This is a genomic window from Roseivirga spongicola (assembly GCF_034376045.1).
Lineage (GTDB): Bacteria > Bacteroidota > Bacteroidia > Cytophagales > Cyclobacteriaceae > Roseivirga > Roseivirga spongicola.
The window spans coordinates 2474969-2500000 of record NZ_CP139724.1 but is presented as its reverse complement, the minus strand read 5'-3'; the positions used below and the strand labels follow the sequence as shown (position 1 = coordinate 2500000).

General features: G+C 40.4%; 32 protein-coding genes (1 of these 32 running past the window's edge). 17 read left to right on the top strand and 15 right to left on the bottom strand.

Annotated elements, in window-relative coordinates:
• The 7 genes from T7867_RS11195 to rpmH form a co-directional block, all read right to left on the bottom strand.
• On the bottom strand, positions 1–332 hold the 5' portion of the coding sequence (locus T7867_RS11195; protein WP_273515014.1) for a DUF2480 family protein. 190 nt of this gene lie to the left of the window's left edge; 332 of the gene's 522 nt are visible here — the first part of the coding sequence; it begins with the start codon at positions 330–332; its stop codon lies beyond the left edge, outside the window.
• Positions 332–1015: a tRNA (adenosine(37)-N6)-threonylcarbamoyltransferase complex dimerization subunit type 1 TsaB gene (tsaB, locus tag T7867_RS11190; protein WP_068218662.1), complete on the bottom strand. Its 684-nt coding sequence runs from the start codon at positions 1013–1015 to the stop codon at positions 332–334. The genes T7867_RS11195 and tsaB overlap by 1 nt, the downstream gene beginning before the upstream one ends.
• Position 1016: 1 nt before the next feature.
• On the bottom strand, positions 1017–1829 hold the full coding sequence (locus T7867_RS11185) for a sulfite exporter TauE/SafE family protein (protein ID WP_084375614.1): 813 nt from the start codon (positions 1827–1829) through the stop codon (positions 1017–1019).
• A 3-nt stretch (positions 1830–1832) separates the two neighbouring features.
• Entirely contained in the window at positions 1833–3473 is a 1641-nt protein-coding gene (locus T7867_RS11180) for a S41 family peptidase (RefSeq protein WP_273515018.1), read from the bottom strand.
• 141 nt (positions 3474–3614) lie between these two features.
• A complete protein-coding gene (locus T7867_RS11175; RefSeq protein ID WP_068218652.1) occupies positions 3615–3881 on the bottom strand; it encodes a YtxH domain-containing protein in 267 nt (88 codons plus the stop codon).
• Positions 3882–4031: 150 nt separating this feature from the next.
• A complete protein-coding gene (gene rnpA, locus T7867_RS11170) occupies positions 4032–4415 on the bottom strand; it encodes a ribonuclease P protein component (RefSeq protein ID WP_273515020.1) in 384 nt (127 codons plus the stop codon).
• A 31-nt stretch (positions 4416–4446) separates the two neighbouring features.
• Positions 4447–4605: a 50S ribosomal protein L34 gene (gene rpmH / locus T7867_RS11165; RefSeq protein WP_068218650.1), complete on the bottom strand. Its 159-nt coding sequence runs from the start codon at positions 4603–4605 to the stop codon at positions 4447–4449.
• A 95-nt stretch (positions 4606–4700) separates the two neighbouring features.
• On the opposite strand from rpmH, the gene T7867_RS11160 reads away from it, so the two are divergent.
• Positions 4701–6377, top strand: a complete 1677-nt coding sequence (locus T7867_RS11160) for a M61 family metallopeptidase (protein ID WP_273515022.1) — start codon at positions 4701–4703, stop codon at positions 6375–6377.
• Positions 6378–6434: 57 nt separating this feature from the next.
• Here the strand turns inward: T7867_RS11160 and T7867_RS11155 are convergent, their stop codons facing one another.
• The 7 genes from T7867_RS11155 to T7867_RS11125 form a co-directional block, all read right to left on the bottom strand.
• Entirely contained in the window at positions 6435–8492 is a 2058-nt protein-coding gene (locus T7867_RS11155; RefSeq protein WP_068218644.1) for a M16 family metallopeptidase, read from the bottom strand.
• Positions 8492–9853 (bottom strand): M16 family metallopeptidase, encoded by a 1362-nt coding sequence (locus T7867_RS11150; protein ID WP_273515025.1) that lies wholly within the window; start codon positions 9851–9853, stop codon positions 8492–8494. Before T7867_RS11150 ends, T7867_RS11155 begins: the two co-directional genes overlap by 1 nt.
• A gap of 109 nt (positions 9854–9962) precedes the next feature.
• Complete coding sequence (locus tag T7867_RS11145) at positions 9963–10958, bottom strand: adenosine kinase (RefSeq protein WP_068218636.1); 996 nt, start codon at positions 10956–10958, stop codon at positions 9963–9965.
• Positions 10959–10960: 2 nt separating this feature from the next.
• Positions 10961–12133: a hypothetical protein gene (locus T7867_RS11140; RefSeq protein ID WP_068218633.1), complete on the bottom strand. Its 1173-nt coding sequence runs from the start codon at positions 12131–12133 to the stop codon at positions 10961–10963.
• Positions 12134–12210: 77 nt separating this feature from the next.
• A complete protein-coding gene (locus tag T7867_RS11135) occupies positions 12211–13086 on the bottom strand; it encodes a glycerophosphodiester phosphodiesterase family protein (RefSeq protein ID WP_322299270.1) in 876 nt (291 codons plus the stop codon).
• A gap of 3 nt (positions 13087–13089) precedes the next feature.
• A complete protein-coding gene (locus T7867_RS11130; protein WP_322299269.1) occupies positions 13090–14103 on the bottom strand; it encodes an alkaline phosphatase D family protein in 1014 nt (337 codons plus the stop codon).
• A 193-nt stretch (positions 14104–14296) separates the two neighbouring features.
• A complete protein-coding gene (locus T7867_RS11125; protein WP_068218627.1) occupies positions 14297–14683 on the bottom strand; it encodes a hypothetical protein in 387 nt (128 codons plus the stop codon).
• Between the two features lie 181 nt (positions 14684–14864).
• On the opposite strand from T7867_RS11125, the gene T7867_RS11120 reads away from it, so the two are divergent.
• The 14 genes from T7867_RS11120 (at position 14865) to T7867_RS11055 (ending at position 22224) form a co-directional block, all read left to right on the top strand.
• Positions 14865–15290 carry a hypothetical protein gene (locus T7867_RS11120; protein ID WP_322299268.1) on the top strand — a complete coding sequence of 142 codons (426 nt, stop codon included), beginning with the start codon at positions 14865–14867 and terminating at the stop codon, positions 15288–15290.
• Entirely contained in the window at positions 15287–15589 is a 303-nt protein-coding gene (locus T7867_RS11115) for a hypothetical protein (protein ID WP_068218621.1), read from the top strand. Before T7867_RS11120 ends, T7867_RS11115 begins: the two co-directional genes overlap by 4 nt.
• 200 nt (positions 15590–15789) lie before the next feature.
• Positions 15790–16821, top strand: coding sequence for a YqaJ viral recombinase family protein (locus T7867_RS11110; protein WP_322299267.1), 1032 nt, complete (start codon positions 15790–15792; stop codon positions 16819–16821).
• A 1-nt stretch (position 16822) separates the two neighbouring features.
• A complete protein-coding gene (locus tag T7867_RS11105) occupies positions 16823–17077 on the top strand; it encodes a hypothetical protein (RefSeq protein WP_068218604.1) in 255 nt (84 codons plus the stop codon).
• Positions 17078–17512 carry a hypothetical protein gene (locus T7867_RS11100; protein WP_322299266.1) on the top strand — a complete coding sequence of 145 codons (435 nt, stop codon included), beginning with the start codon at positions 17078–17080 and terminating at the stop codon, positions 17510–17512.
• Positions 17513–17651: 139 nt separating this feature from the next.
• Positions 17652–17807, top strand: a complete 156-nt coding sequence (locus tag T7867_RS11095) for a hypothetical protein (protein ID WP_322299265.1) — start codon at positions 17652–17654, stop codon at positions 17805–17807.
• Positions 17807–18241, top strand: coding sequence for a single-stranded DNA-binding protein (locus T7867_RS11090; RefSeq protein WP_322299264.1), 435 nt, complete (start codon positions 17807–17809; stop codon positions 18239–18241). Before T7867_RS11095 ends, T7867_RS11090 begins: the two co-directional genes overlap by 1 nt.
• A gap of 201 nt (positions 18242–18442) precedes the next feature.
• Complete coding sequence (locus T7867_RS11085; protein ID WP_322299263.1) at positions 18443–19045, top strand: hypothetical protein; 603 nt, start codon at positions 18443–18445, stop codon at positions 19043–19045.
• A complete protein-coding gene (locus T7867_RS11080) occupies positions 19042–19245 on the top strand; it encodes a hypothetical protein (RefSeq protein ID WP_322299262.1) in 204 nt (67 codons plus the stop codon). The genes T7867_RS11085 and T7867_RS11080 overlap by 4 nt, the downstream gene beginning before the upstream one ends.
• A complete protein-coding gene (locus T7867_RS11075; protein ID WP_068218584.1) occupies positions 19242–19595 on the top strand; it encodes a DUF2493 domain-containing protein in 354 nt (117 codons plus the stop codon). The genes T7867_RS11080 and T7867_RS11075 overlap by 4 nt, the downstream gene beginning before the upstream one ends.
• A gap of 16 nt (positions 19596–19611) precedes the next feature.
• Complete coding sequence (locus T7867_RS11070) at positions 19612–21489, top strand: bifunctional DNA primase/helicase (protein WP_322299261.1); 1878 nt, start codon at positions 19612–19614, stop codon at positions 21487–21489.
• Positions 21486–21722, top strand: a complete 237-nt coding sequence (locus T7867_RS11065; protein ID WP_068218577.1) for a hypothetical protein — start codon at positions 21486–21488, stop codon at positions 21720–21722. Before T7867_RS11070 ends, T7867_RS11065 begins: the two co-directional genes overlap by 4 nt.
• Positions 21719–22027, top strand: coding sequence for a hypothetical protein (locus tag T7867_RS11060; RefSeq protein ID WP_322299260.1), 309 nt, complete (start codon positions 21719–21721; stop codon positions 22025–22027). The genes T7867_RS11065 and T7867_RS11060 overlap by 4 nt, the downstream gene beginning before the upstream one ends.
• Positions 22024–22224 carry a hypothetical protein gene (locus tag T7867_RS11055; protein ID WP_322299259.1) on the top strand — a complete coding sequence of 67 codons (201 nt, stop codon included), beginning with the start codon at positions 22024–22026 and terminating at the stop codon, positions 22222–22224. Before T7867_RS11060 ends, T7867_RS11055 begins: the two co-directional genes overlap by 4 nt.
• A gap of 49 nt (positions 22225–22273) precedes the next feature.
• Here the strand turns inward: T7867_RS11055 and T7867_RS11050 are convergent, their stop codons facing one another.
• Positions 22274–22579, bottom strand: coding sequence for a hypothetical protein (locus tag T7867_RS11050; protein WP_322299258.1), 306 nt, complete (start codon positions 22577–22579; stop codon positions 22274–22276).
• Between the two features lie 101 nt (positions 22580–22680).
• On the opposite strand from T7867_RS11050, the gene T7867_RS11045 reads away from it, so the two are divergent.
• Both T7867_RS11045 and T7867_RS11040 read left to right on the top strand, forming a co-directional pair.
• A complete protein-coding gene (locus T7867_RS11045) occupies positions 22681–24741 on the top strand; it encodes a DEAD/DEAH box helicase (RefSeq protein WP_322299257.1) in 2061 nt (686 codons plus the stop codon).
• Positions 24738–25010 carry a hypothetical protein gene (locus tag T7867_RS11040; protein ID WP_322299256.1) on the top strand — a complete coding sequence of 91 codons (273 nt, stop codon included), beginning with the start codon at positions 24738–24740 and terminating at the stop codon, positions 25008–25010. The genes T7867_RS11045 and T7867_RS11040 overlap by 4 nt, the downstream gene beginning before the upstream one ends.
• Positions 25011–25032: the final 22 nt, after the last annotated feature.

Sequence of the window (25032 nt, the reverse complement as noted above, 5' to 3'; positions counted from 1 at the left end):
AAGGCATCTTGATAAAGAGCGTATTCTAAGGTTTCAAGAGAACCCATTACAACCTTATTCGCAACCCCTTCTAATTTAGTAGCCACTAACATATATGCCCATGTTGGCACAATAGCATCTTCAGAACAAGTGAGCGCAATGTTCTTTCCCTCGTACTTAGACCAATCGTGTTCCTTCACGAATTCTCTTAAATCCTTTTCGCGCAAAATCATTCCTTGAAAAAGGTTTTGCGCCAAATCATAAACTTCCCTTTCGCCTTTGTGATAATAATCTTCTAAATCGATTGTGACCAAAGGACTTGAGGCCACTCTATTTATTATTTCTTCTGCCATTACAATAATGATTTAGGCTTTGTTGCCTGAAACTCTTTCAAATAAACTGGTTCAAAGTATGCCAAGTCTTCCACCTGATTATTCTCTAACTTTTGAAAAGCCAAAACACCAACTGCCCATGCAGATGGTGATAGATCTTCGATAAATTCTGAATTTGACAGAGAGACCACCTCTTTGAACTTACCTGAACCGTTACCAAAAAATAACACAAAAGCATCTCCTAGAGTTTCTTGAAAGCTCTCTTGATTCAAGATTTTCGGATGTGGAGCCTGCAGCTCATCTAAACTCGAATTATACACCGCGGTGTAGACCTCCATCCTTCTAGCATCAATCATAGGACACAATAAAGCACTAGGTTTGGAGGTTGCTTGCACCTCATATGCCATCGCCTTCAATGTACTAATACCAATTAAGGGAACACCTAATGCGTAACAAAGTCCTTTAGCGGTAGACACTCCAATTCTCAAACCTGTATAAGACCCGGGCCCTTCTGAGATAGCTATTGCTTCTATATCGGACATAGCCCTACCCGACTCTTCAAGCACTTCTCGGATAAGAATGGTTAAGTGACTCGCATGAGACTTATCTTCTAACAGCTTCCTTGTGGCTATAACTTTTTTTCCGTCTGTAATGGACACAGAACAAACAGTGGTAGAAGTTTCTATACTTAGAATCAAAGGCATTTTAAATTAATTGAATCAGTTTATCGATAATGACAACCATTACGAATGCCACAAAGATATAACTGATTGTTTTTCCCGACAGTCTTCTGGCGACAGAAACACCAAATGGGGAGGCAATAACGACTCCGAGCGATAGAATAAGAGCTAGTGGCCAAACAATATATCCTGAGTAGTATTTGGCAGAATCAAAGCTAGTGACTGCAAAAACGTTCATTAACGTAAGACTGAAAGACGTAATGAATATAACTCCAAGAGAGATTGACTTGGCTTTCTGCATAGTCATTTTGAAACCTGTATTTAGCACTGGGATGATAATGGTACCACCTCCTAAACCAGACAATGCCGCAACAGCTCCGGCTGCACTACCTATAAATGAAAAACCTAGCACACCAGCTTTCTTATCTTCACCCTCGACTCTCTCAATTTTTGCTTGCCGCAATGTTCTCCAAACGATAAGCACCATTAAGCATATAACCACTATGTTGAATTCTGTTTTTTGGTATGCAGGGGTATTGACGAAAAAATACAGAATAGCCAAACTCACCAAAGTACCGAAGAAGCCAATACTCAAGACTTCCTTGGTATAGAACTCACCTCTTTTCCATAAGGCAACATTACCAGACAAGGCTGCGAACATGGTTCCGAAAATAGAATTAGCTATTGTGAGCTGAACTATATCTGAAGAGGGAAAGCCCATTGAATTTAAGAGATAAGGAAGCACTAAGACATACATTACCCCACCACCTATACCAATCAGACCTGCTAAAAAGCCTCCGATAAGCCCCATTAAAAACAGTAACAAATACGACTCCATTGACTACTGACCAGAAAGAGTCTGATTGTAGGTACTGGAACTTGAGAGCACCTCTATTGCCTTTTGAATATCTTTATCGAAGCTAAATGAGACCTCAATTTTCCCCGGCTCTAAAAACTGCCTTGTTACAAACTCTTCCTTCAGCAAAAACATGATTTCTGCTTTACTTTTTTCTAAGTCTAATAGCACATCTTTAGTCAAGGCCTTTTCTAGGCCACCCAACTGAGCAGCAATTCTATTTAACTCACCTACATCTTCTGCAGCAATCCTCAATTGATCTATTTCATCTTGTAAGGGATGACTATAACTAAACTCCTTATCCACAACCCATGCCTTGAAGTCAGTGAACACTGATTCTGGCAACCTATAAGTTACTGGATTATCAATCTCACCCAGTTGGTCATTATACTCATTTGCGAATCGGAAAATTAGGTCTTCGCTTAGCAACCCGATAGCTACGGGAGAGAACCTCCGCCTTTCTACAGAAAAATCTGGGTCTACCCCTCCTCCATCATAAACCAACCTACCATTATTCGTTTTGAAACCTGTTTTAAGGGAGTCTGCAATTTTTCCAACCGAGCCATCATCATTTCTAGTGCTATAGTCTATTGCCTGAATACAGCGACCACTCGGAGTATAGTATTTAGCAATAGTCACTTTCATCTGCGAATTATAGGAGAGCGGCAATGTTCTTTGCACAAGCCCTTTCCCAAAAGATTTTCTGCCAATTAGTACGCCACGGTCGTAATCTTGCATCACTCCAGCAACAATTTCAGAAGCAGACGCACTAGAACTATTAATTAATACTGCCAATGGGATTTCTGTGTCAGTTGCCGCATTTAAAGTTTTATAGGTAGCATTCATTTCTTCTAGCTTACCTTTTGTAGTAACCACCAACTCACCTTTGTCAATAAAAATGTTCGAGATATTAACCGCTTCATTCAACAATCCTCCGCCATTATCTCTTAAATCTAAAATCACCTTTTTAGCCCCTTCCTTTTTCAGTTCTCGTAAAGCAGCCTTCACTTCTTTCCCTGCGGCATCTCTAAACCCTGTAAGTTTTATATATCCAACCTCCTCGTTCACCATTCCGCTATAAGGAACATTAGGCAGTTCAATTTTCTCGAAATCAACTTTGAAATCTATTTGTCCTTGCCCTGGTCGCTCCACCTTAATATTTACTGATGAAGATGCCTGACCTCGAAGGTAAGTACCCGCCTTATCATAATCATTGCTTACATCTACACCATCTATTGAGAGAATTACATCGCCTCTTTTCATCCCTGCCTTTTCCGCGGGATAGCCTTTATTCGGCAAAATGACAGTAACCTCACCTCCATTTCTCTCTCCAATAATGGCCCCAATCCCTCCAAACTGACCAGTATTCTCCGTTCGAACATCCTCAATCTGATCTTCAGAATAATAAACGGTATAAGGATCCAATGAAGTCAGCATTGCATCTATACCTGTGCGCATTAGCGTGTTCGGGTTAAGATCATCTACATAGTTGGCATTTACCTCCTTATACATGGTGGCGAAAATGTCCAGGTTCTTAAGGATTTCGAAGTATTTGTCGTTTTGACGAAGAGATGCCGCACTTAGCACCATCACTCCAAGCACTAGACAAACGATGATCTTTTTCATAATCAAAGATTTGTTTCAGGATTAGAACGGAAGATAACAGATCATGTTTTTGAATAAAATCATTTTGATGTAGATGGGTTTAAAAACAAAAAAACCTCCGAAGGTCTCTCCGAAGGTTTTTAAACTACAATTAGTTTTAGTTTAAGATATGGCCAGTTTTTCTTTTGCTTTATCTACTCCATTTTTAGTAGAATTTGCAGCCTTTTCAAGTGAGTCGTTATAAGTCTCTTTGGCAGACTTTGCTTTTACTTCAGCTTCTTCCTTAAGGTTATCTACCATGTCATTGGCTCCTTCTGCAATTTTCTTTCTAGTATTTTTTCCGCTGTCAGGCGCTAGCAAAATACCTGTGACAGCTCCTGCTGCAACTCCTGCTACTACACCTGTGATGATTTTTGCTGTATTATTCATAGTCTTTCTGAGATTTAAGTTTAGAAATATTTTACTCAGAGAAGTTGCAAAGACTATTCCACAGGAAAGAACTGCTATTAAATTGATTAAAGGTGCATTTATTTAGAAACCGGCTCTCAGAATGAAAAAAAGGCTTTCAATATGAAAACCTTAAGCTAATTCTTTGTTCAACCTATCTAGAGATTTCAAAAAGCGCTTTTGAATAAATTTAAAGTCGGGCATATCATTAGAAGTGTAAACAAATGCCAACACAAGATGATCAGATTGAACTTGAGACTTATTCAGTCGGTAAGCCTCTTTCATTAGTCGCTTTATTCTATTGCGCGTTACTGCAGACTTGAATTTCTTTTTAGAAACAGAGAATAGCACCTGAGGCGGCTTAGAGGCATCTTCCTTGACAAGGAAAGTCACTCTAAACGGATACAAATAAAAATAGGAGCCTTCGTTAAAAAGCTCCTCAATTAATTTCTTGCTATGTAGTCTCTCCTCTTTAGGGAAAGTGAATTTCAAATCAGTTATAGCGCTTTCTGTCACGAGGTCAAGTTAACAAACCTCCGATCAAGAATTAGGCTTTGTGTCTTCTTTCGTCAGACACAGTCAACTTGTGACGGCCTTTAGCTCTTCTACTAGCCAAAACTCTTCTTCCTCCTGGAGTCTCCATCTTAGCTCTGAATCCGTGCTTGTTTCTTCTTTTTCTCTGCGAAGGTTGGAATGTTCTTTTCATTTTCTACTGCGTCTAATTGCAAAAGGACTGCAAAGATAGATAGTCTTTTTTTATTTGCCAACCTCTGCTTAAAATTGTTGAAGAAAAGATTCGCTATGCCAAAATATAAATTCAGTTACCAGAACCCTTTGAGCCATTTCTTGCATGTAGAAACGGTTTTCAATAACCTTAATGGGTCAGTTACGCTACATCTGCCTTTATGGAGGCCAGGTCGTTATGAGATTCAAAACTTCCCGAAACGCATCAGAGGTTTTAAAGTAACTGACAACAAAGGTAAACAGCTTCCTTTTAAGAAAACAGCAAAAGGCACTTGGACTGTAGATTTACAAGAGAGCTATTCTCTTAATGTTCAGTATGAATATTTTGCTGGACTTATGGATGGAGGAAACACCTGGTTAGACGATGAGCAACTTTATATTAACCCTGTTAACTGCTGCATGTACGAACCCTCACTAATGAATGAGGAAATTGAGCTCGAACTTGACTTACCTTCGGACTACACTCTAGCCTCTGGACTAAAACCAAACGGCAAGCATCAACTCTTGGCTAAGTCTTACTACCAATTGGTAGACAGCCCTATTTTCGCGAGCAATAAGCTAAGAACGGTTAACTACTCGATAGAAGGGTATGAATTCTATATTCACATTCAGGGCGATGTACCACAGTCTGACCAACAGGTAATTGACGATTTTGCCCCTTTTACCAAAAAGCAGATCGAAGTAATGGGAGGCTTTCCTTGCAAGCATTACCATTTTCTAATTCAGAGCCTACCTTACAAAGCCTACCATGGAGTAGAACACTGGAACTCAACGGTTATCTGTTTAGGCCCATCGGAAGATTTGAGTAAACGAGAGCTTTACAAAGAATTACTCGGTGTAAGCTCACATGAGTTATTCCATACTTGGAATGTAATTCGAATGAGGCCAAAGGAAATGACTCCTTACAATTTTCAGGGGGAAAACTATCATGAGACTGGCTTTATTACTGAGGGGCTGACCACCTATTATGGCGACCTTTTCCTTATCAGGTCGGGCGTTTTTAGTCTTGAAGAATATTTAGGCGAAGTGAACAAATTGCTAAAACGCCACTATGAAAACGAAGGCAGAAAGAACTATTCTGTTGCTGAATCTTCTTTCGATTTATGGCTAGATGGCTACGAGGCAGGTATTCCTGCCAGGAAAGTTTCTATATATAATGAGGGCGCTCTGGCTGCCATGATTCTAGACCTAAGCATTCGCAACAAGTTTAACAATGAAAAATCGCTCGATGATGTGGTAAAGACCTTATGGATATTAAGAGGTGAAAATCTCTCGGGCTACACTTATCAGGATTATCAGCAGGTAGCTGAAGAGGTTTATGAAGGTTCTTTAGGTTCATACTTTGAGGAAATAATTTCTGGCACCACTCCTTACGAGAACTATCTCAAAGAGCTATTTGAGGAATTCGGTTTAGACTTTAAGTTGACTTCGACCCAAAAGCCTGAAGAAAGGCATTATGGCTTTAGGCTCATTGACGGAAAGATCGCCATTATTGCCCCAGACTCACCTGCTGAAGCAGTATTAAGTTTGGGAGATCAAATACTTAAGGTGAATGGCGAAGACTTGAAGAATGAGTTTCCCGGTTCTGAAAGTATAGAGCTGAAGATTATGAGAATGGGCAGAAAGAAATCTATTCGACTTGAGTCGGGTGAGAGTGAATACTTTCAGGTTTATCAGGTTCAGATGGGTCACGGACCAAATGAGCTTCTAAAAAGATGGCTAGAGCTTGAGTAAAAAAAGAAGGCTGCTCTTCTCACGAAAAGCAGCCTTCTTTTTTAATACGTTATTCAATTAATTAAATATAGAATCGTCTATACCCTCATTAATTTTAACCTCGTTGATTACAAATTCCATAGGAACTGGTAGTGCAGCAGTTTTAACGGAGAGCTTCTTAGGCAATTTGATACCATTGTACTCAGTATAATCAGAATAAGAATAGGTACCATTCTGACCTAAATCTGACTGAACCTTTAGGCCAGTTTCAACATCATAGTACTCCATAGCTGTAAACGAACCAATGGTTACATCTACTCTATGCGCATCTTTTCCGTCTATCTTTTTCAAGCCCTTATACTCGGCTGAGAATCCTTCTTTCAAGTAGAATCTTTCACCAAACATTACAGCAAAGTACTTCAATGCATCTACCTGCGGGCCTTGTACCGGAATGGTTTGTCCACCTGCTATAACCTTTGCAGAACCAGCATTATATACTTGCTTCTGCTCTCCCATCATAGGGATAGTGGTTGCGTCTACAAACTTATCTGGAGATTTTTGATAAACCGTTCTAGATATCTCTAAAGATTGCCCTCCCATATTTAAAGTGGCATTAGCAGAATACTCTAAAGTCTCAACCCCATCTAAGGCAGCTTTACCTCCTATGGCCTCAATATAGTCAGCTATGATACTCTCCACAGAAACGTCTCCGGAGATCACCACTTTAGTTGGGTCATCCACCACATTTCCAAATGCATCGTAGTAAGTGATTTCCCCGAAAGGCTCTAGCTTAGAAGCTACCTCTTCGGCCTTACCTACTACTACAATATTAGCCTTATCAGGTCTGATATATTTCTTGGCCACCTCAAGTAAATCTTCTCTGGTTACGGCATCCACTCTTTGAAGATAAGTAGCATAGTAATCATCTGGCAGATTATTCAACTCAGTATTCAGAGCAAAGCTGGCCACAGTACCTCTTCCTTCTAAAGACCTAGCAAAAGAACCTTTAGCCGAATTCTTAGCAAGGACAAACTCTTCTTCTGTTACTAATTCTGAAGTGATTTTGTTGAGTTCGTACATAAACTGAGTAAGCGCGCTATCGGTCACTTCATTTCTTACACTTGCACCAGCATTGAAAATAGCACTGTAGCGGCTAGAACCAATACTTGAGTTAGCACCGTAAGTGTAACCTTTATCTTCTCTCAAGTTCATGTTGAGACGAGTAGAAAGGCCTCCTCCTCCAAGAATAGTATTCAGTAAAGACAGCTTAACTACATCTGGTGTGCCTGGCTTATTATCTATTGGGTAACTAATGCTAATTACAGACTGCACAGAAGAAGGTCTGTCTACAAAAGAGATGTTAGTCTTAGTAACCATTTCAGGAGCTTCAAACTCTTCTTTTTGAACCTCGCCAGACTTCCATGAACCAAAGTAATCTTTGGTTAAGCTCTGAGCCTCTTTCTTAGTAATGTCTCCTACAATAACTAAGTAGGCAATATTTGGCTTGAAATACTTAGCATAATGCTGCTTAAGATCTTCAAGTGTAATATTCTTAAGACTCTCTTCAGTAACAATTTCTCCATAAGGATGATCTTTTCCGTAATTGACAATACCCCTTACGTTAGCTGCAATTGCATCTGGATTATCTAAAGACTGCTTAATACCTGTTAAAGACTGCTCAATTGCTCTGTCGAACTCATCTTCTGGAAAAGCAGGGTTATACAGCACATCCGTCATTAGTTTCAGAATGTCTTCTTTATACTTCGAAAGAGAAAACGCACTGATTGAAGAAGACCCCACATTAAGAGAAGCCCCCATAAAGTCTACTTCTTCATTGAAAACATCTTTAGGTTTCGATACAGTACCTGCTCCCATTACCTGACCGAAAATCCCCGTATATCCGGCAATGTCGCCTTCAGTGATAGGCCCTGTGTTAAAGCTCAAAGTAAAGCCCAATGTTGGCAACTTATGGTCTTCTACAAGAATTACTGTAAGCCCATTTTTCAGCTTAAATTTTTCGTAGTCACCAATTTCAATCTCTCTTGCAGGAGCTGGTTCTGGCAACTTAGTTCTATCTATTTGTGCAGTAGCTGCAAAAGAAAGGCAGCTTAGTGCGATGATGAATAACTTTTTCATTATCTATTTCCTCCTTCCTTCTTTAGTTTAGTTTCACCTGGTTGTTCTTGTTCAGACTTAGGCCTGTAGGTTAGCTCCACCTTGTTTTCAGGTACCAAATATTTCTTGGCTACTCTCATTAAATCTTCGCGAGTTACCTTTCTATATCTTTCTATTTCTGTATTAATTAAGCCAGCATTACCAAAGTACACATGGTAATTAGCCAGGCTTTCTGCAATTCCTTGTACTGATCCATAACCAGAAATAAAATTGCTTTCTATCTGATTCTTCAGTTTTTGAAACTCTCTTTCTGGCACCATTTCAGTTTTTACCTGCTCTACCATTTTATCTACTTCGGCAGCTAAATCTTCGGTAGAATACCCCTGATTAGGTAGCGCAAAGTTGATGAATAGCCCTCCATCTTCTAGCGCCAAAGGAATAGCCTGAACAGCTAAAGCCATTCTTTTTTCGTCTACCAAACTTTTTTGGAATCTCGAGCTCTGGCCACCAGACAATAATTGGGTTAAGAACTGCAGTGCATAATAATCTTCAGTTCCCTGAGGCGGCATTCTGTAGCCCTGAATTACGGCCGGTACCTGAATGTTGTCGAAAACAGTAGCCTCTACCGTACCATCTAACTTAGGCGCTTCAATTTCTGGACGAGGGATATCTTTTGTTCCTCTTTTAATTTCGCCAAAATAAGCCTCTACCAACTTCTTAGTTTCTTTAATGTCAATATCTCCAGCAATTGAAAGAGTAGCGTTATTTGGAACATAGAAAGTCTCATAGAAGTCTACAAAATCTTGATCTGTTGCAGCATCTATATCTTCAAAACTACCTATTGGCGCCCACTCGTAGTTAGTGCCCTTGTATGCGTTCGCCAACATTTTCTCTAGAATAGAACCATAAGGTTGGTTATCTACCCTCAACCTTTTTTCTTCTTTAACCACCTCTTTCTGAGTAGCAATTCCAACAGAGTCGATTACTGCATGAAGCATTCTTTCAGACTCCATATAAAGGCCTAACTCTAGTTGGTTCGAAGGCAGAGTTTGATAGTAGTAAGTTCTATCGTTAGACGTGTTTGCATTCAAGCTTCCACCAGCAGCCTGAATAATTTTGAAATACTCACCTCTTTTAATGTTAGGAGAGCCCTCAAACATAAGGTGCTCAAAGAAGTGGGCAAAACCAGTTCTGCCCGGAGGTTCGTTTTTAGAACCTACATGATACAGCACTGCGACCGTTGCAATTGGCGTGCTATTATCCTGGTGTAGGATAACATGCAGGCCATTGTCTAAGTCATACTCTTCAAATTCTATGTTTTGCGCCCATGCTGAAGTAAGCATGAAACAAAACATGAGAAGAAAGCTAATTTTCCTAGTCATATTCCTATTTAAGTTTTTATGCAATGTAATTAAGCATGCAATAAAAAGCTTAAAAAACAGGAAATGTTTAGTGGGCTAAACCACAGGTAAACGGATTATAGCTTAGATGCTATTTTAGGTCGTGAAGCAGTCTTTGAACTTCATGTGTTTTTAGCCTTGGTCCAAACTGAGAAACCACCTTAGAACTAGCTAAACTCGCCAGTTTGCCAGCAGCAGCCATAGACATTCCATTAGTGATTCCGTAAAGGAAAGCACCGGCAAACATATCTCCAGCTCCGTTGGTATCAACTGCTTTTACTGAGTAAGGCTCGATATCTATAAAGGTATCTCCGTCAAAAATAATGGCTCCATTTTTTCCTTGGGTTATTGCAAATTGCTTAGCCTCTTTTTTCAATGCCTGTCTGGCATCTTCCAAATTGTCTGTACCCGTAAAAGTCATGGCTTCATCTTCATTACAGAAAAGCAAGTCTACGGAAGCACCAATTACGTCTTCAAACTGAGGTTTGAAGGCCTGCACAATAGAAGGGTCAGAGAGTGTAATAGATGTCTTCACTCCATTTTCTTCAGCAATTTTCTTGGCGAGCTTCATAGCCTCCACTCCGTTGGTAGAAGGTGTAAGGTAACCTTCAAGATAGATGTACTTGGAGTCTTTGATAGCCCTTTCATCTACCTCTTTTACTGAAATATTGGTAGTGGCTCCCAAGAAGGTATTCATGGTTCTATCAGCATCTGGCGTAATCATTACGAGGCACTTACCAGTTACTCCGCCATCTCTATCTTTACCATCGAGGTTAGTATCTACACCAGCCTCATTCATATCCTTAAGATAGAAATCGCCATACTCATCGTTAGAAACTTTGCATGAGTAGAAAGACGAACCACCAAATTGGCTAACGGCAATAATTGAGTTAGCTGCCGAACCACCAGACTTTCTTACCAAATCATTTTGGTTAATGGCGTTAATCAACCTGAATTGAGTGTCTTCATCTACCAAGGTCATCAATCCTTTTTTCACTTTATGATCGTATAAAAACTGATCGTTTACTTGGAACTCAAGGTCTACCAAGGCATTGCCTAGGCCATAGATGTCGTACTTTTTACTCATAATTATTGGATAATAGGAGCTCTTTTAAACTCCTTGGTTTCATCGAATAGTTTTCTGTAGGTAATGTGTGTTTTGTATTTCTGGCCACCGATTTGTTCAACCACTCTTATCATTTTTGGGTTGAAATCACCGATCCAGTTCATTTCAATATCGTTATAGCGGAAGCCATCTTTCCATGCCATTTTCTTCACAAAAGAAATGACCAATCCGCCTTCTACTCCTTTTTTCTGATGCTCTGGTACTACTCCAAATACAATTCCTAAGCCTGTTTTACACTTGCCAGTTTTGAGCAAATACAAGAATTTAAGCTTGCTCCATAGATTCCATTGTCCATTAAGGTGCTTATACAACTCATTCAACTCAGGAATTGAAATAAAGAAAGCCACTGGCTCACCTTTGTAAAAAGCGAACCACAACAATTTGACATCGGCAATAGGCTTTAGGGTTTTGAAAGTTGCCTTTGCCTGCTGTTCCGTCATAGGTTTTACCCCACTATGACCACCCCAGGCCTTATTATAAACTTCTAAAAAGTATTTATGCCCATGAGCATATTCTTTTTTAGAAAGATGCCTGAATTCATAATCTGGATTATCGAGCACGGTTTGCGCTCTTTCATAGAACCTTGGGGTAAAGTCTACCGAACTTCCCATTGGCCTTCGGTAAGTATACTGCTGAAAGTATTCCTTAAAGCCGTAAGCCTCAAATAACTCCTTGTAATAAGGAAAATTGTAAGGCATTTGATAATTAGGTTTGTGGAAACCATCTACCAGCAGACCCCACCAGTTATTTCTATCGCCAAAGTTTATAGGCCCGTCCATGGCCTCCATTCCCCTTTCTTGCAACCAAGCTTTAGCTGCATCGAAAAGCACAAAGGCGGCCTTTTTATCATCAATACATTCAAAGAAGCCAACACCTCCTGTTGGTTGTTCTTGTGCTTCAGATACTTTCTTTATGTAGAATGCCGCTACTCTACCAATTACTAGCCCCGCATCGTCTTGGAGAATCCAACGAATGGCCTCTCCTTGTCTAAAATTCTTGTTTTTTTGAGGGTCGAAAACTGATTTGATGTCCTTGTCTAAAGGCCTGACCCAATTTTTATCTTCTTTATAAAGCCTTACTGGCAGTAATAGGAATTGTTTCTCTGCGGACTTATTGTTGACTTCTACCAGCTTCATATTTCAGGGCACCAAAAATAATGAGTAATCCCTTACTAAAAAATCAGTCTAGGGATGTTTTACAAGGTAGAGTATTATTACCTCAGTCCTTTGGCTCTATCAGGATAATCTGTGATAATTCCGTCTACCCCCCAATTCACTAGTTTTTCCATTCTATCTCTATCATTCACTGTCCATGGAATGACTTTCATCCCTTCTTGGTGGCAGAGTTCAATGTCTTTTCGAGATAGCAGCGCGTGATATGGGCTGTAAATCTCAGGAACAAAGCCTAATTCTTTCAGGTTCCCCTTCACTCCTTTCATGTTCTCAACTAGTGCTACCAAATCTACATCTGGATATTTTTGGTGATAATACTTCAGCACTCTAAAGTCGAAGCATTGAATTGTGTACCTATCATTAGTAAGCACCTGATCTAAAACAGTTTGCACAATATCTGCAAACTCTTCTACCTGCGGGTGGCTTATTCCGTCACCTTTGGGCGTACTTTTCAGCTCTATATTATAAGCTACCTTCGGAAGTCCCTTTTCAGCTAGATAATTCTCAACCTGTTTTATCATATCTACCAAAAGTGGCTTACTCGCGGCCATTTTCTGTTGCTCTGGAAAGCGTGAATTTCCTCTAATCCCGCAATCGAACCGAGACACTTCAGCATAAGTCATCTGATAGATATTGAATTGCTCCATTTCACTGTTGGTCACTGGCTGACCGTTTGGCTTAGAGCAAATACTAATAGACATATAGGGCTCGTGAGAAATGACCACTTGCTTGTCTTTAGTAATTACCACATCTAATTCTAGTGTAGTAACGCCTTCTTCTAAGGCACGAATAAATGCCGGAATGGTATTTTCCGGCACTAAACCTCTTGCACCTCTATGGCCTTGAACATCTAATTCTTGAGATTTCAATGAAAGGGAAACCATTATGAAAACACAGAGGAGCAATATATTTTTCATAGTTTATCTTTTATCCCACTTAATGGTTACCTCATCTATGAGTGAACCTTCTGGGCTGAACATCTGACAATTTACACTAGTATTTTCTCCTTGCCAATCTATTTGCATCAGGCCAAAGCTCTTTTGAGTAATTAGATCGCTAATTCTGAAGGCGTTTAATTCGGTACTAGATTCAAAGCTGTGAGTCATTCCACTAGAAGTAAAATCGAAAACTTTTCCGTAGCCAGGTACATACATACTAGCTACTTCAGAAATATGTCTGTCTCCACTTAAGAAAAGAACGTTTTTTGGCTGAGTTTTTACAACAAGGTCTAACATACGTTGACGCTCCTTAGGGAAGTTGCCCCACTTTTCATAAGGATGTTCTTGTACTATAAACTGAATGCCACTACCAATAATGTGCATATCGGCATTACTGTCTGTCAATTCTTTTTCTAACCAAGCCCACTGCTTTTCGCCTAAGATTTTACCATCCCAGTTTAGTTCATAGCGGCCATTCTCTCTATGAAGTTCTTCTCTAAAGTATCTAATGTCTAGAAGTATAATTTTCACTCTCTTCCCATCCACCCCGTATTCATAAGATTGAAAAGCACCTTCTCTTTTTCTGGCAGGATGGTTGGCAGGTACATCTAAAAAGTTGAACATTAACTCCTTGCTCTCCTTCTTTTTAGGGTATTCTTTTCCCCCATCATTTACACCATAATCATGGTCGTCCCAAATACCAATTACAGGTATTTCTGAGGTGAATTTCTTATAAGCTGGGTTATTCTTCTGCAGCTCGTACTTGGTTTTTAGAACGTTTAAGTCTTCTGAGTCTCCGTAAATGTTATCACCTAGCCAAACCCATAACTCTGGGTTCTTATTGGCAATGTTTGGCCAAATGACTTGAGGGGCTTCTTGTCTATTACATGAGCCTATAGCAATGGTACTAAGTACTTGATTTGATGATGAATCTTGTGCCGTTGCCGCTCCGGCTAAAGCGCACAATACAGCTGTTATAGCGAGTAATTTTTTCATTCCTGCAAATTTCTAACAATTCCAATACAGCATGTGAATTGAGGGTTAATTAACTATTAACATTTAACACCTTAAAACAAGAATTTAGAGGGGTTTTTCCTCATAATCATTTTAAATATCTTGTTTTTTAGCACCTCACTACTTTTCAGCTACTCTCAGTCACTAAAACTTGCACACAATCCGCACACGATTTCTACTTGGTAAGGGCGTGAATCACCCCTCTAAGTCTTTCAATTTCTAGCTTCGCTTCGGCCAGCTCTTTCTTCTCTTTACTTCCGCTGTTTAGACTCCTTCCTAGGATGACCTCATCGGTAGTTACTCCCATTAGTTCTGCAAACTTCGCCACTTCTTGAAGTGTCATGTTTTGCTCGCCTCTAAAAATGTAGCCAACACTCTGAGCACTCTTGCCCCAGAGAGAAGTGAGGTTCATTTGAGTGAACTTCTCAAAGTACTTATTATTCTCCTTCTTGCAGAAGTAAGCGACTCTACTCGCCACCTTATCTTTAGAGGCCAAGGTTTCAGCAGCCTCTAAGTCTCCTGTTATTTTTCCTAACAAAGATAGGAATGCCCTCTCTTTCATATCATTATTCTTTTTGTTGACAATGCGAATATCGTTATAATTTTTTTACTAAACAACTATACATAATCTCTTTTTATTATTTACACAAGTATATTGATACTCGGATTCTATTTTTTATAAAGTATTTCTTGTTTTTCTACCCCCGAATAGATTCCTTTGTACTGTATCAAATACGCAATTGATGGCTAAACAAATTAAAAGAGAGCCTTTTGACGGAAGGGCTGGAGAAATGAGAGATAGCCCTTGGATGGCCAGTGAAGACCTCGAAGGAATCAACTCAATAGACTTGGTTATTGCCAATGTTTACAAAAACAGGGATGTAGAATTTGAGGGAGGGAGAAGCAAAGATGTAGTGTACTCGCTTGAGTTCTCAAAAGCCAAGAGACAACTAGTACTTAATGGCTCTAACAGAAAAACACTTGTTGGACTGTATGGTGCTGATGTAAAGAACTGGATAGGCAAAACTATCACGGTCTACGTTGAAGAGGGCATTAAGGTCGGGAGAGACATCAAGAAAGGGCTTAGAGTAAGAGCCTCTAAAGAAACCAATCAAGCCAAGACCCAAGAGAAGTCTAAGGCGGCACTAGATAGTCTGAAGAAATCTTGAAAAGAAAAAAGACAGGCGAGTTAGAGCTATTCAAAGAGATTTGGAATGAGCGGCCACATGAATCTGAAGTGTCAGGAGAGCTTATCTACGAGTTTAGTGTCAGTTGCTTCGCTCATGTGCTTTCAAAAGGTGCATACCCTTCATATAGGCTAGACAAGAGAAACATTGTCTTAATGACTCCTGAAGAACATCACTTATTCGACTTCAAAACAGACAAAGCAAAACAAGACAAGCGATTCTCTTGGGTATTCAACCGAAAAGAAGAGCTAGTCAGGGAGTATTACGACTCTCAGTTATAAAAAACGCAAACGAGGGGCTAGAGAATAGACAGTGTGATCTACCCCTTGCTTATCCATTCACTTGCAGACCCTTCCCTAACGGCCTTACTCAAGGTGAGAATTAAAGGACTGCAAGCATTCGGTTCTCTAGCGGAAACAATTTTTGCCGAGAATGATAAGCAGGGGTTTCTGAAAAAGTAAAACAACAACCAAACAGCCTAATGCTATCAAGAAAACTCCAAAAGTTTCCATACAAGAACTACAAAAACTTCATCAAGCTAAGACACAAGCTCCAGGGCTTTGGAAATACTGAAGCAGCAAGGCTTGGTGGTTCAGATATTGGCGTACTCATGGGCTTCGACCAATACAGAAGCAAGTTAGAGCTGTTTCACCAGATGATTAGAGAGACACCGCCTGTTCATTTCGATAACATATTCACTTGGAAGGGCAAAGTGTTAGAAAGAATCAGTGTAGAAGAATGGTGGCGCTACATAGATCCGCTAAACCAGTCGCAAGAAGTCTTTGAAGAGAATATCAACAAGGGTAATAAACTGCGCTCATACAGACCTGCAAACTTCACTTACATCAACCCTGAGTACCCACAGTTTGCTATCAATATGGACTTTATGTGCCGAAGGTATAAGGCCGTTCCCGAAGGCTGCGTAGAAGTGAAAAACACCTCTTCTCAAGCAACCGACAAATGGGAGTCGGGCGTATCTCCTGCCCACATCTACCAACTAATTACACAAGTACATACTTCTGGACACCAATACGGAGAGATTTTTCAGTTGAAAGACTCTACCTACCCAGAAATCATCCCTTTCTATAAAGAAGACACTAACACTATTTTTCAAAGTGTTGTACAGGCCGCAGACGACTTCCTGAACAATGTAATCTTCGTAAAGAAAGAACTCGCTAAAGGGCTTCAGGGCGAAGAAAAAGAAGCGCTAATAACCGAATACGAGCCAATGGCCGAAAGCGGAGAGGCTACCGAGAAATTCCTCAAAGAGAAATACCGAAACCTACCAGAGAATTTACCAATGGAAGGCGACATGGAAACCTTCGGTCTAGCTAAGCAATACCTAGAGTTCGGCCAAACCAAAAAAGAAGCTACAGCAGAGCAAAGCGGAATCAAAAACAGGCTTATCCAAATCATGGGCAACAACAAGGTTAAGTGCATAGACTTTGGCGCAGCGGGCAAGGTTTCCAACTACTCAAAATTCACTGTATCACCTAAAATACTAAAAGGCTAAGATGAAATTCGAGAAGATGGTGAGGCTAATTGTTAAGACCGTTTTGGAAGGGCATTCAAACTTCGATCCAGACGAGTTTATAACAAGAAAAGAGTTGGCTAAAAGGTGGAATGTACACACCAATACCATTGCCAGTTATCACGACCGAAAGAAATACAGCCCTAGCATTTCTTACTACCAATTTGGCAAGAGTATAAGCTACAAGTGGAGCGAGTGCCTAGAGTTTGCCAATCAAAACTTCAAAACAAGAGACTAAATGAAGATATGGGCATACATAGACCTTATCCATAGGCTTGAAACAATAGACGAGGATAGGCTTGAAATACGCAGGCTTTACTTCAGAAAAAGAAGAAGGCTAACCGAGCAACAGGCTCAGTCAATGCTAACCAAGCTCTACCCTGTCCTTGGTCGTTGCGCAGCTATTGTAGACTATCTAAGGAACGATTTCCCTAATAACGATAGAGACGAGCAGCAACTAGAAATATGGGCTATTGCAGAAAGACAACTAAGGTTAATCAGGTGGTTGGAAGACAGGCTAGAAGAAGAATGCACCGACCACGACTTTGTGCCCGAAATAGTCTTCACCCCAAAAGGAAGAGAAAAAACCATTCTAGCCTGTACCAAGTGCGGCAAAGAGGTGAGAATACTAACTCAAGCATTGATAGAAAAATACAACATAGAAACAGAATGAGAAGCACTTATCACACCAAAGAAGAAGGAGGTTATAATGTAACCTATCGAACAGGAATAACTGCCGCCACTCCTACACACACACACACACACACAACGGATGGGTAGAAGGTAAGCAGTACAATATCAAAATAACACCAATGACAGACGGTAGGCTTATGATCTACAAAGATACTAAGCACTTCAACGAGCCGTCTGGCTACCAAGTACACCCAACCTTTGAAGATGCAGAGAAAAGCTTCTCGTTCAAGGTTGACACAGTAGAAGTAAGTAAAGTCAAAATTGAAAGGAAATAATGAATAACAAAGTACAATTAATCGGAAGGTTAGGTCAAGACCCAGAGGTCAGACACCTATCAAACGGAAGTAAAGTCGCTAATTTCTCAGTCGCTACGTCTGATTTCTACAAAAACAAACAGGGCGAAAGAGTTGAAGACACTCAATGGCATAATGTTGTAGTGTGGGATGATAAACTCATTGAAAACGTGGTAGAAAAGTTCATGTCTAAGGGTTCCCAGGTGGGGCTTACTGGTAAGCTAAAAACAAGGAGCTACGAGACAAACAGCGGAGAAAAAAAGTACGTTACCGAGGTGGTCTTAGAAAGGTTTTCTGGAGAAATCTTATTGTTAGGAGGTAGAGAACCTTCTCAAAGAGACACAGACATCCAAAACTTTGAAGAGAGAAAAGCCCCTGTAAGCACAGAAGAAGATTCTGACGACTTGCCTTTCTGATAACTAACTGATAATCAATAAATTATGAAAACATATCTTATTACAGTAGGAATAATACACGTACTTAGTTTCGGATATTACTTAGCTAAACACGGACAGCCTAAAAAAGAAGATACCTATAACGCTTGGCACTACCTTATTGGGTTCGTTGCAACTTGGTTATTTATGTATTGGTGCGGGCTTTTTAATCACTTATAACCCATGCTATACACCAACCCTAAATTCATTAACGCTTCGGTAGAAATGAAGCTGTTTATCCATTACCTAATGGAGCATTGCAGCAAGGTTGGTTTATGGACTAAGGAACACGAAGAATACCCAGTGAAGACTGGAATCAACCCCAAACAACTAAAGGGATTACAGGAGCAGCTAGGAGAAGAAATAATCCTAGACTTCGGGAGCCACCTGCTCCTGCCCTTTTTTATGGAGTACAACCAACACCGAAAAAACGTGAGCCTTAGCAAAACAGCCTTGAAAGAACTCAATACCGTTTGTCCTCGGTGGTGGAAAGAACAACTAGCCTCTGGCCGATACATACTGTCCGACCAAGACCTAGAGAAACGGAAAGAAGCCTTCAGAAAGAAGATAATCGGGGTCATGAAGCAGTACGAAGAAGAAAAAGCCCAAGGCAAAAGAGATTGGGTTCCTACTGCCGAAGATGCTAACCTATTCTTCACGCACTGGTCTACTGTGGCTGACAACGGTCATCTAATGAAGTGCGAACTCAAGCAATTCAAACCCTGGAACACCAAAGGGAGGTTCGGAGCATGGATGCGAAGAAAAAACGAATGGAGTAAGAAGTGAAAGTAACCTTTGAAACCGAAGACGAAAAAGAGGCCAAGCGACTAGCCAAAGCAAACGACATGGCTTTTATGCTGTGGGATCTGGTACACAATGGATGGAGGGACTTCAAGCACACTGACTACGACTATGAAAAGTCCTGGAATAAAATACACGAACTGCTTGACCAGTACAAGATAGATGTAGATGAACTAGCACAATGACATTCAAAGTAATTATAGCAGGAGGAAGAACCTTCAATGATTACGAGATGCTTAAGGCCGTTTGTAAAGCCGCACTCCAACACAAGAAAGACATCGAAGTAGTTAGCGGAACCGCTAATGGAGCTGATAAACTTGGAGAGAGATATGCGAAAGAAAACGGACTTAAGCTTACTCAATTCCCTGCCGATTGGAATAGGTACGGCAAAAGCGCTGGCTACAAAAGAAACCGAGAGATGGCGCTTTATGCAGATGCACTCATAGCCTTCTGGGACGGAAAAAGCAAAGGCACAAAACACATGATAGACCTAGCCAAAAAGTCGGCACTTCAAATTCGGGTAAAGCACTACTAGCAAACAAAACAAATTAATGTCAGTAATAGACGAGTTTAAGGCCGTTGGCATAGATATTCCTGCCAATATCAACTCTGGGCAGCACAAAATCATGTGCCCTAGAGCTAAAGATGTTTGTGGAAGAAAGAACTGGAAGGAGAAATGCCTAAGCGTATCTATTGACGAAAAGCTATACAATTGTCAGCATTGTCCAGACTTTAAAGGCAAAGTTGGAGACACTAAGCTTTCAACCACCCACACCGAGCGCAAGCAGTATGAGCTACCCAAACGGCCTAACATCACCAAGCTATCTCAGAAGGGCTTAGACTACTTCACAGGGAGAAAAATTACCCAAGAGGTGGTCAACGCAAACAAGATAGCAGAAGAGAACGGGTGGCTTGTCTACCCTTATCACAAAGACGGAGTACTTACCAACTACCAAAAGCGTAAGATCGGCTCAAAAGACTTCAGACAAGCGCCTGGTGCCATGCCTATTGTCTTCAACTACGACAGATGTTGGCAGAATGTAACCGAAGGCAGCAAAGAGATAATTATCACCGAGGGCGTTGAAGACGGACTCAGCTTTGAAGTTGCTGGCTTCCCTTTCCATACAAGCGTAAACCAAGGAGCACCCAACGTTCAAGACAAAGATGCCTCTAATAAGATTGCCTGTATAGACAACTGTTACGACCTATTTGAAAAGGCCGAAGTCATCTACATAGCGGTAGACAACGACCCCAACGGCAAGAGGCTAGAGCAAGAGCTTGTCAGAAGGTTTGGAGAAGAGAAGTGTAAGACCGTTGACTTTGGCGAATACAAAGATGCTAATGAGGTGCTTAAATGGGAAGGCAAAGAAAAGCTAGTAGAACTCAAAGAGAACGCCAAGTTTGTTCGAATAGCTGAGGTGTACACAGCCAAAGACGCCAAAGATGAACTAGTTAGACAGTTGAAAGAAGGGCGAGTAAAAGGGTCTACCACATACTTCACAGACATTGACCAAGCTTGGACATGGAGGAAAAAGGAACTCAATCTATGGTCGGGATACGCAAACGAGGGCAAGTCTCTCATCTTAAATCAACTCGCTCTATTAAAGGCCGTTCATGACGGATGGAAATTTGCTGTGCTATCTCCTGAAAACTTCCCAGTTGAAGAGTATTTCGATGATTTTGTTCAGATGTACGTAGGGAAGCCAACAGACAATTCTCTGCCAAATTGCATTACAGAAAACGAATTGAAGGAAGCTTTAGACTTTCTAGAGAGCCATTTTTTCGTTGTTTACCCAGATAAAGACTTCACCATAGAGCACATTCACGCCAAGCTCAAAGCATTAGTGAGAAGGCATGGCATAGATGGGGTTATAGTAGATCCGTTCAATTGGCTTGCAAACAGGCAGAAAGGCAACGAAAACAGAGACCAATACATAACCAGTATGCTGTCTGACATGAAGCGGTTTTGCAATGAACAAGATGTCTCTTACAATCTAGTAGCCCACCAGCTTAAGCCAGAGAAAGATGGGTCTGGAAACTATAAAGCCCCAGATGCTTACAAAGTAAAGGGAGCCAGTGACTTTATGGATAAAGTGGATAACATGATACTTATTCAGCGCCCATTTGTGGCAACAGATTATCGAAACCCATTGGTGGAGTTTACTACGGCAAAGATTAAAAAGCCAAAGCTAGTCGGGAAGAGAGGTATTGTGGTTCCACTAGAGTACGACTATAAAACAATGAGATACCATCAAGAGTCGGATAAGTTTTGCCCCTTAGCAGGCAGAAGTTTAGGCGCAATAGAAAGGATAAGCCCCGAACAAGCCTACTCCCGAAACGACATCTTCAAGAGCCAATCAAGCGCTTTTGACGAGCCTGCAATTAAAGAGTCAGACTGGAAAACCGACAACGAAGAACCTCTCTTTTGAAAAAACAAGACGACTATGTAATAAGCTTATGGCTATGGAACAAATCAGGGAAGATAGAGGAAAGACATACAGTGTTTGTAGGTCATAAGGTAGAAGCAGATGATATGGTGGCTTATTGTAAGGCCGTGGCCAATGAATTATGGGTCGAATACCCTTCAAAACTCTTTAACAAAGAGGTCACAATCAAAAAGAACAGAAAAGTACTAATCACAAAAGACAATTTTAGAGAATGAGTGAACTAACAACAAAAAACCAAAACACACCAATAGACTTAATTAAAGACCAGATAGACTTGATAGAAAAGTCCATTTTCGTTCAGCCTGTATATGAAACTGGAAATTGGTGTTTTATTATCCACATACTCCCAAGCCAAGAAGATGTGTCTTTCGCAAAAAACAGCGAGTATGAAAATAAGGATTTATGGCTAAAAAGCGAGGTCTTAAATACTGACTGGTACTTACAGGAATATGAATCATTTACTCAGGCTCTGTCCGAAGGAATCAAATCAGCACGACAATACGACAAACAACTGAAATGAAACGGCCTAACGAAAAAGACTTCTTTGAGTATCGAGGTAAGCAAAGAATCATAGACTATGGGAGTGCCGACAACTATATAGACGCACTTGAAGAGTACATAGATTTTCTAGAAGAAGAACACCAATGTAAGTACATCAGAAAGATAGGAGAAAGCTGTACTGCGAACAACAACTGTAAATACCCTGATTGTCCTTAGTAAAACTTACAGCAAAACACCTAAAAACGGTACTGTTCTCGAACAATTGCTACCTCACAGGTACTATTGCATCCTCTATTTCTCTGACGCTAAAAACTACACACCCAAAAAGTTTGTACTTGCTCAGAACACCATTTCTGGCATGGTTTTCAAGGGTAGTCCGCTTAATTCCGTAAACCGACTCAATCATCTTGGGTCTCATGTACCTGACATCACTAGCACTAGTCGATAAATCAGAGAGTGCATGGTTAATTTTTCTCAACTCTTCCACTACCATTTCGTGTTGAACACTATGGATGCTCTCCATCATATCCACGAAAGCCCTGTACATTTTTTCTTTATTACCTCTATTCATAACATATTGATTATATGGCGTAAATATAAAGACAAAAAACAAAATAAAACATTATTTAAAGTATTTCTTGTTTTTATGAATCACTCATTTTACATTTGTATATGGATTTACTTGATTTTAAAGAATGGTTTGAATCACGCGGCTTAAGGCCGTTTGAATACCAACACAAGCTCCTTCAAGGGCTTAATGAAGCCTACAAAGAACACGAAGAGGTTGTCCTAGCCGCATGTACAGGGGCTGGTAAAACAAAAATGTCTATATATTTTGTTGAAAAATACCTGAAAGAAAACAAGCATTCCAGAGTCTTGATACTTGCTCACGGAACCGTTGTTCTCCGCTCCCAATTCCATTTAAGTATTGCAGAGTCCCGTCCCTCATTCACTTACAAGGCAATAGAATCTAGGGGCGAATTGGAAGAATCAAGAGAGCAAGTTGTTGTAACACTACCTCAAACAGTTTCTGGACAAGACTTATCAGGCTTTGACTTGCTAATTGTAGATGAAGCACATCATTTTTACTTCGGGAAAACTGTTCAAGACATGATTAATCAAGGCCGTTTTAAAAAGCAGCTACTTCTCACAGGCACTCCTAGTTCATTCGTTCTAAGAGATTATAAAATCTTATGCATAGCCGAAAATGAAGTGATTGATTACGGCCAAATATCTGACCTAAGCATTGAGATAGCATCTTCATCCTATGACTTTAGTATGGATGATTTTAACAAGTCACAAAACATAAAGGACGGTATTAAAATTGATGACGCACACACTCAGTTCACTATGGACGAACTGTTAAAACAGATTGTCAAAAGGCTGAAGTCAATCCACAAAAATGACCCAGAGGCTTACTACCAACTACAAGGAACAGTAAACTGGTCTTTGTCATTCAAGAGCATTGGTAAAACTATGATAGCTTGTCAGAATCAAGACCAAGCCCGATCCGTAGCTAATTACATGAGAAAGAATGGGGTAAGCTATGCCCTCAGTACTTCTCATACCGATTCTGAGTCAACCGAAATAGACAGGTTTCAAGACGACCCTGACTGTAAGCTGTTGATTGTGGTAAACCGAGGCGTTCTTGGATTCAATATGCCAGAATTAGAGACCGTTATAGATATGACGCTTACCCAGAACATTGACCGAATAAAGCAACTCATGGGCAGGGTTCTCAGGGTTCACCCTAACGAGAACAAGAAACTGTTCGTTAAGATTGCTCCAATTAGCCTCAAAGAGTATTACAAATACATAATGACTTGTGTTATGTGCTTGACCGACAAGGAGTATCTGACCACATACAACGGCAAAAACTTCAATAGCATGCGGATTCCTGTTAAGCGAATTACTAATCCGAATCCAACAGAGAACAAAAAGAAGACTACTTCCACTAATGAATTTCAGCCGATAGACTTTGAAGGAATGCCTTCTATCGAACTATTCAAGCAACTATCAAATAAAGAAGAGTCTGTGCTGAATGGATATGGGTATGTTGAGTTGATTGATGCCGTTGCTCAGATAGGGGTTTTGAGTAAGCTGCCAAACGACTATTGGACTTACGAAAGGTGTGCTAACGAATCCTTGAAGTATACTAAAAAATCGGACTTCCAAAAATGGAGCGCTGGTGCTTACAATGCGTCTTTTAGAAACGGTTGGCTAGACGAAATCTGCGCACACATGGAAACTTCAAGAAATGGAGGATACTGGACTTACGAAAGATGCGCTAAAGAGGCGTTGAAATACAATACAAGGGAGCGATTTCGTAAAGGAAGCAGTGGCGCCTACGATAAGTCTAGGATAAAAGGCTGGCTAGACGAAATCTGCGCACACATGGAAACTTCAAGAAATGGAGGATACTGGACTTACGAAAGATGCGCTAAAGAGGCGTTGAAATACAATAAAAGGACGGACTTCTGCAAAGGAAGTGGGGGTGCATACAATTCTGCCATTAAAAACAACTGGCTAGACGAAATCTGCGCACACATGAAAACTTCAAGAAATGGAGGATACTGGACTTACGAAAGATGCGCTAAAGAGGCGTTGAAATACAATAAAAGGACGGACTTCTGCAAAGGAAGTGGGGGTGCATACGATAGGTCTAGGATAAAAGGTTGGCTAGACGAAATCTGCGCACACATGGAATCAGCTAAAACAAGGAAAAAGAAATGAACATCGAAATACCATTAGAAGAAGTTGTTAAACAGGTAGTGAAAGAATTGGGTGCTGTATACAAATACTCTCCCGATGAATACATCACTGGATTGGAATTAGCAAACAGGCTTAACTTAAACCACAAAAGCTATAAATCGACAATTACTCGATGGAAAGACCCAAGAAAGCACAACCCTCCCCTAGTCTATTACAAAACAGGAAAAGAGCATTCTTACAAATGGTCTGATGTAATGGAATTCATTGATAAGCATTTAAGAGTAGACTAGCTCACTACAAGCCCTATTTTCA

Coding starts and splice junctions, on each gene's coding strand:
- T7867_RS11120 (WP_322299268.1), top strand. CDS start 14,865: ATGGCTAAACAAATTAAAAGAGAGCCTTTTGACGGAAGGGCTGGAGAA.
- T7867_RS11095 (WP_322299265.1), top strand. CDS start 17,652: ATGACAGACGGTAGGCTTATGATCTACAAAGATACTAAGCACTTCAAC.
- T7867_RS11085 (WP_322299263.1), top strand. CDS start 18,443: ATGCTATACACCAACCCTAAATTCATTAACGCTTCGGTAGAAATGAAG.
- T7867_RS11145 (WP_068218636.1), bottom strand. CDS start 10,958: ATGAGTAAAAAGTACGACATCTATGGCCTAGGCAATGCCTTGGTAGAC.
- T7867_RS11070 (WP_322299261.1), top strand. CDS start 19,612: ATGTCAGTAATAGACGAGTTTAAGGCCGTTGGCATAGATATTCCTGCC.
- T7867_RS11110 (WP_322299267.1), top strand. CDS start 15,790: ATGCTATCAAGAAAACTCCAAAAGTTTCCATACAAGAACTACAAAAAC.
- T7867_RS11130 (WP_322299269.1), bottom strand. CDS start 14,103: ATGAAAAAATTACTCGCTATAACAGCTGTATTGTGCGCTTTAGCCGGA.
- T7867_RS11185 (WP_084375614.1), bottom strand. CDS start 1,829: ATGGAGTCGTATTTGTTACTGTTTTTAATGGGGCTTATCGGAGGCTTT.
- T7867_RS11060 (WP_322299260.1), top strand. CDS start 21,719: ATGAGTGAACTAACAACAAAAAACCAAAACACACCAATAGACTTAATT.
- T7867_RS11180 (WP_273515018.1), bottom strand. CDS start 3,473: ATGAAAAAGATCATCGTTTGTCTAGTGCTTGGAGTGATGGTGCTAAGT.
- T7867_RS11125 (WP_068218627.1), bottom strand. CDS start 14,683: ATGAAAGAGAGGGCATTCCTATCTTTGTTAGGAAAAATAACAGGAGAC.
- T7867_RS11175 (WP_068218652.1), bottom strand. CDS start 3,881: ATGAATAATACAGCAAAAATCATCACAGGTGTAGTAGCAGGAGTTGCA.
- tsaB (WP_068218662.1), bottom strand. CDS start 1,015: ATGCCTTTGATTCTAAGTATAGAAACTTCTACCACTGTTTGTTCTGTG.
- T7867_RS11135 (WP_322299270.1), bottom strand. CDS start 13,086: ATGAAAAATATATTGCTCCTCTGTGTTTTCATAATGGTTTCCCTTTCA.
- T7867_RS11045 (WP_322299257.1), top strand. CDS start 22,681: ATGGATTTACTTGATTTTAAAGAATGGTTTGAATCACGCGGCTTAAGG.
- T7867_RS11160 (WP_273515022.1), top strand. CDS start 4,701: ATGCCAAAATATAAATTCAGTTACCAGAACCCTTTGAGCCATTTCTTG.
- T7867_RS11155 (WP_068218644.1), bottom strand. CDS start 8,492: ATGAAAAAGTTATTCATCATCGCACTAAGCTGCCTTTCTTTTGCAGCT.
- T7867_RS11090 (WP_322299264.1), top strand. CDS start 17,807: ATGAATAACAAAGTACAATTAATCGGAAGGTTAGGTCAAGACCCAGAG.
- T7867_RS11105 (WP_068218604.1), top strand. CDS start 16,823: ATGAAATTCGAGAAGATGGTGAGGCTAATTGTTAAGACCGTTTTGGAA.
- rpmH (WP_068218650.1), bottom strand. CDS start 4,605: ATGAAAAGAACATTCCAACCTTCGCAGAGAAAAAGAAGAAACAAGCAC.
- T7867_RS11075 (WP_068218584.1), top strand. CDS start 19,242: ATGACATTCAAAGTAATTATAGCAGGAGGAAGAACCTTCAATGATTAC.
- T7867_RS11140 (WP_068218633.1), bottom strand. CDS start 12,133: ATGAAGCTGGTAGAAGTCAACAATAAGTCCGCAGAGAAACAATTCCTA.
- T7867_RS11040 (WP_322299256.1), top strand. CDS start 24,738: ATGAACATCGAAATACCATTAGAAGAAGTTGTTAAACAGGTAGTGAAA.
- T7867_RS11055 (WP_322299259.1), top strand. CDS start 22,024: ATGAAACGGCCTAACGAAAAAGACTTCTTTGAGTATCGAGGTAAGCAA.
- T7867_RS11050 (WP_322299258.1), bottom strand. CDS start 22,579: ATGAATAGAGGTAATAAAGAAAAAATGTACAGGGCTTTCGTGGATATG.
- T7867_RS11100 (WP_322299266.1), top strand. CDS start 17,078: ATGAAGATATGGGCATACATAGACCTTATCCATAGGCTTGAAACAATA.
- T7867_RS11150 (WP_273515025.1), bottom strand. CDS start 9,853: ATGACTAGGAAAATTAGCTTTCTTCTCATGTTTTGTTTCATGCTTACT.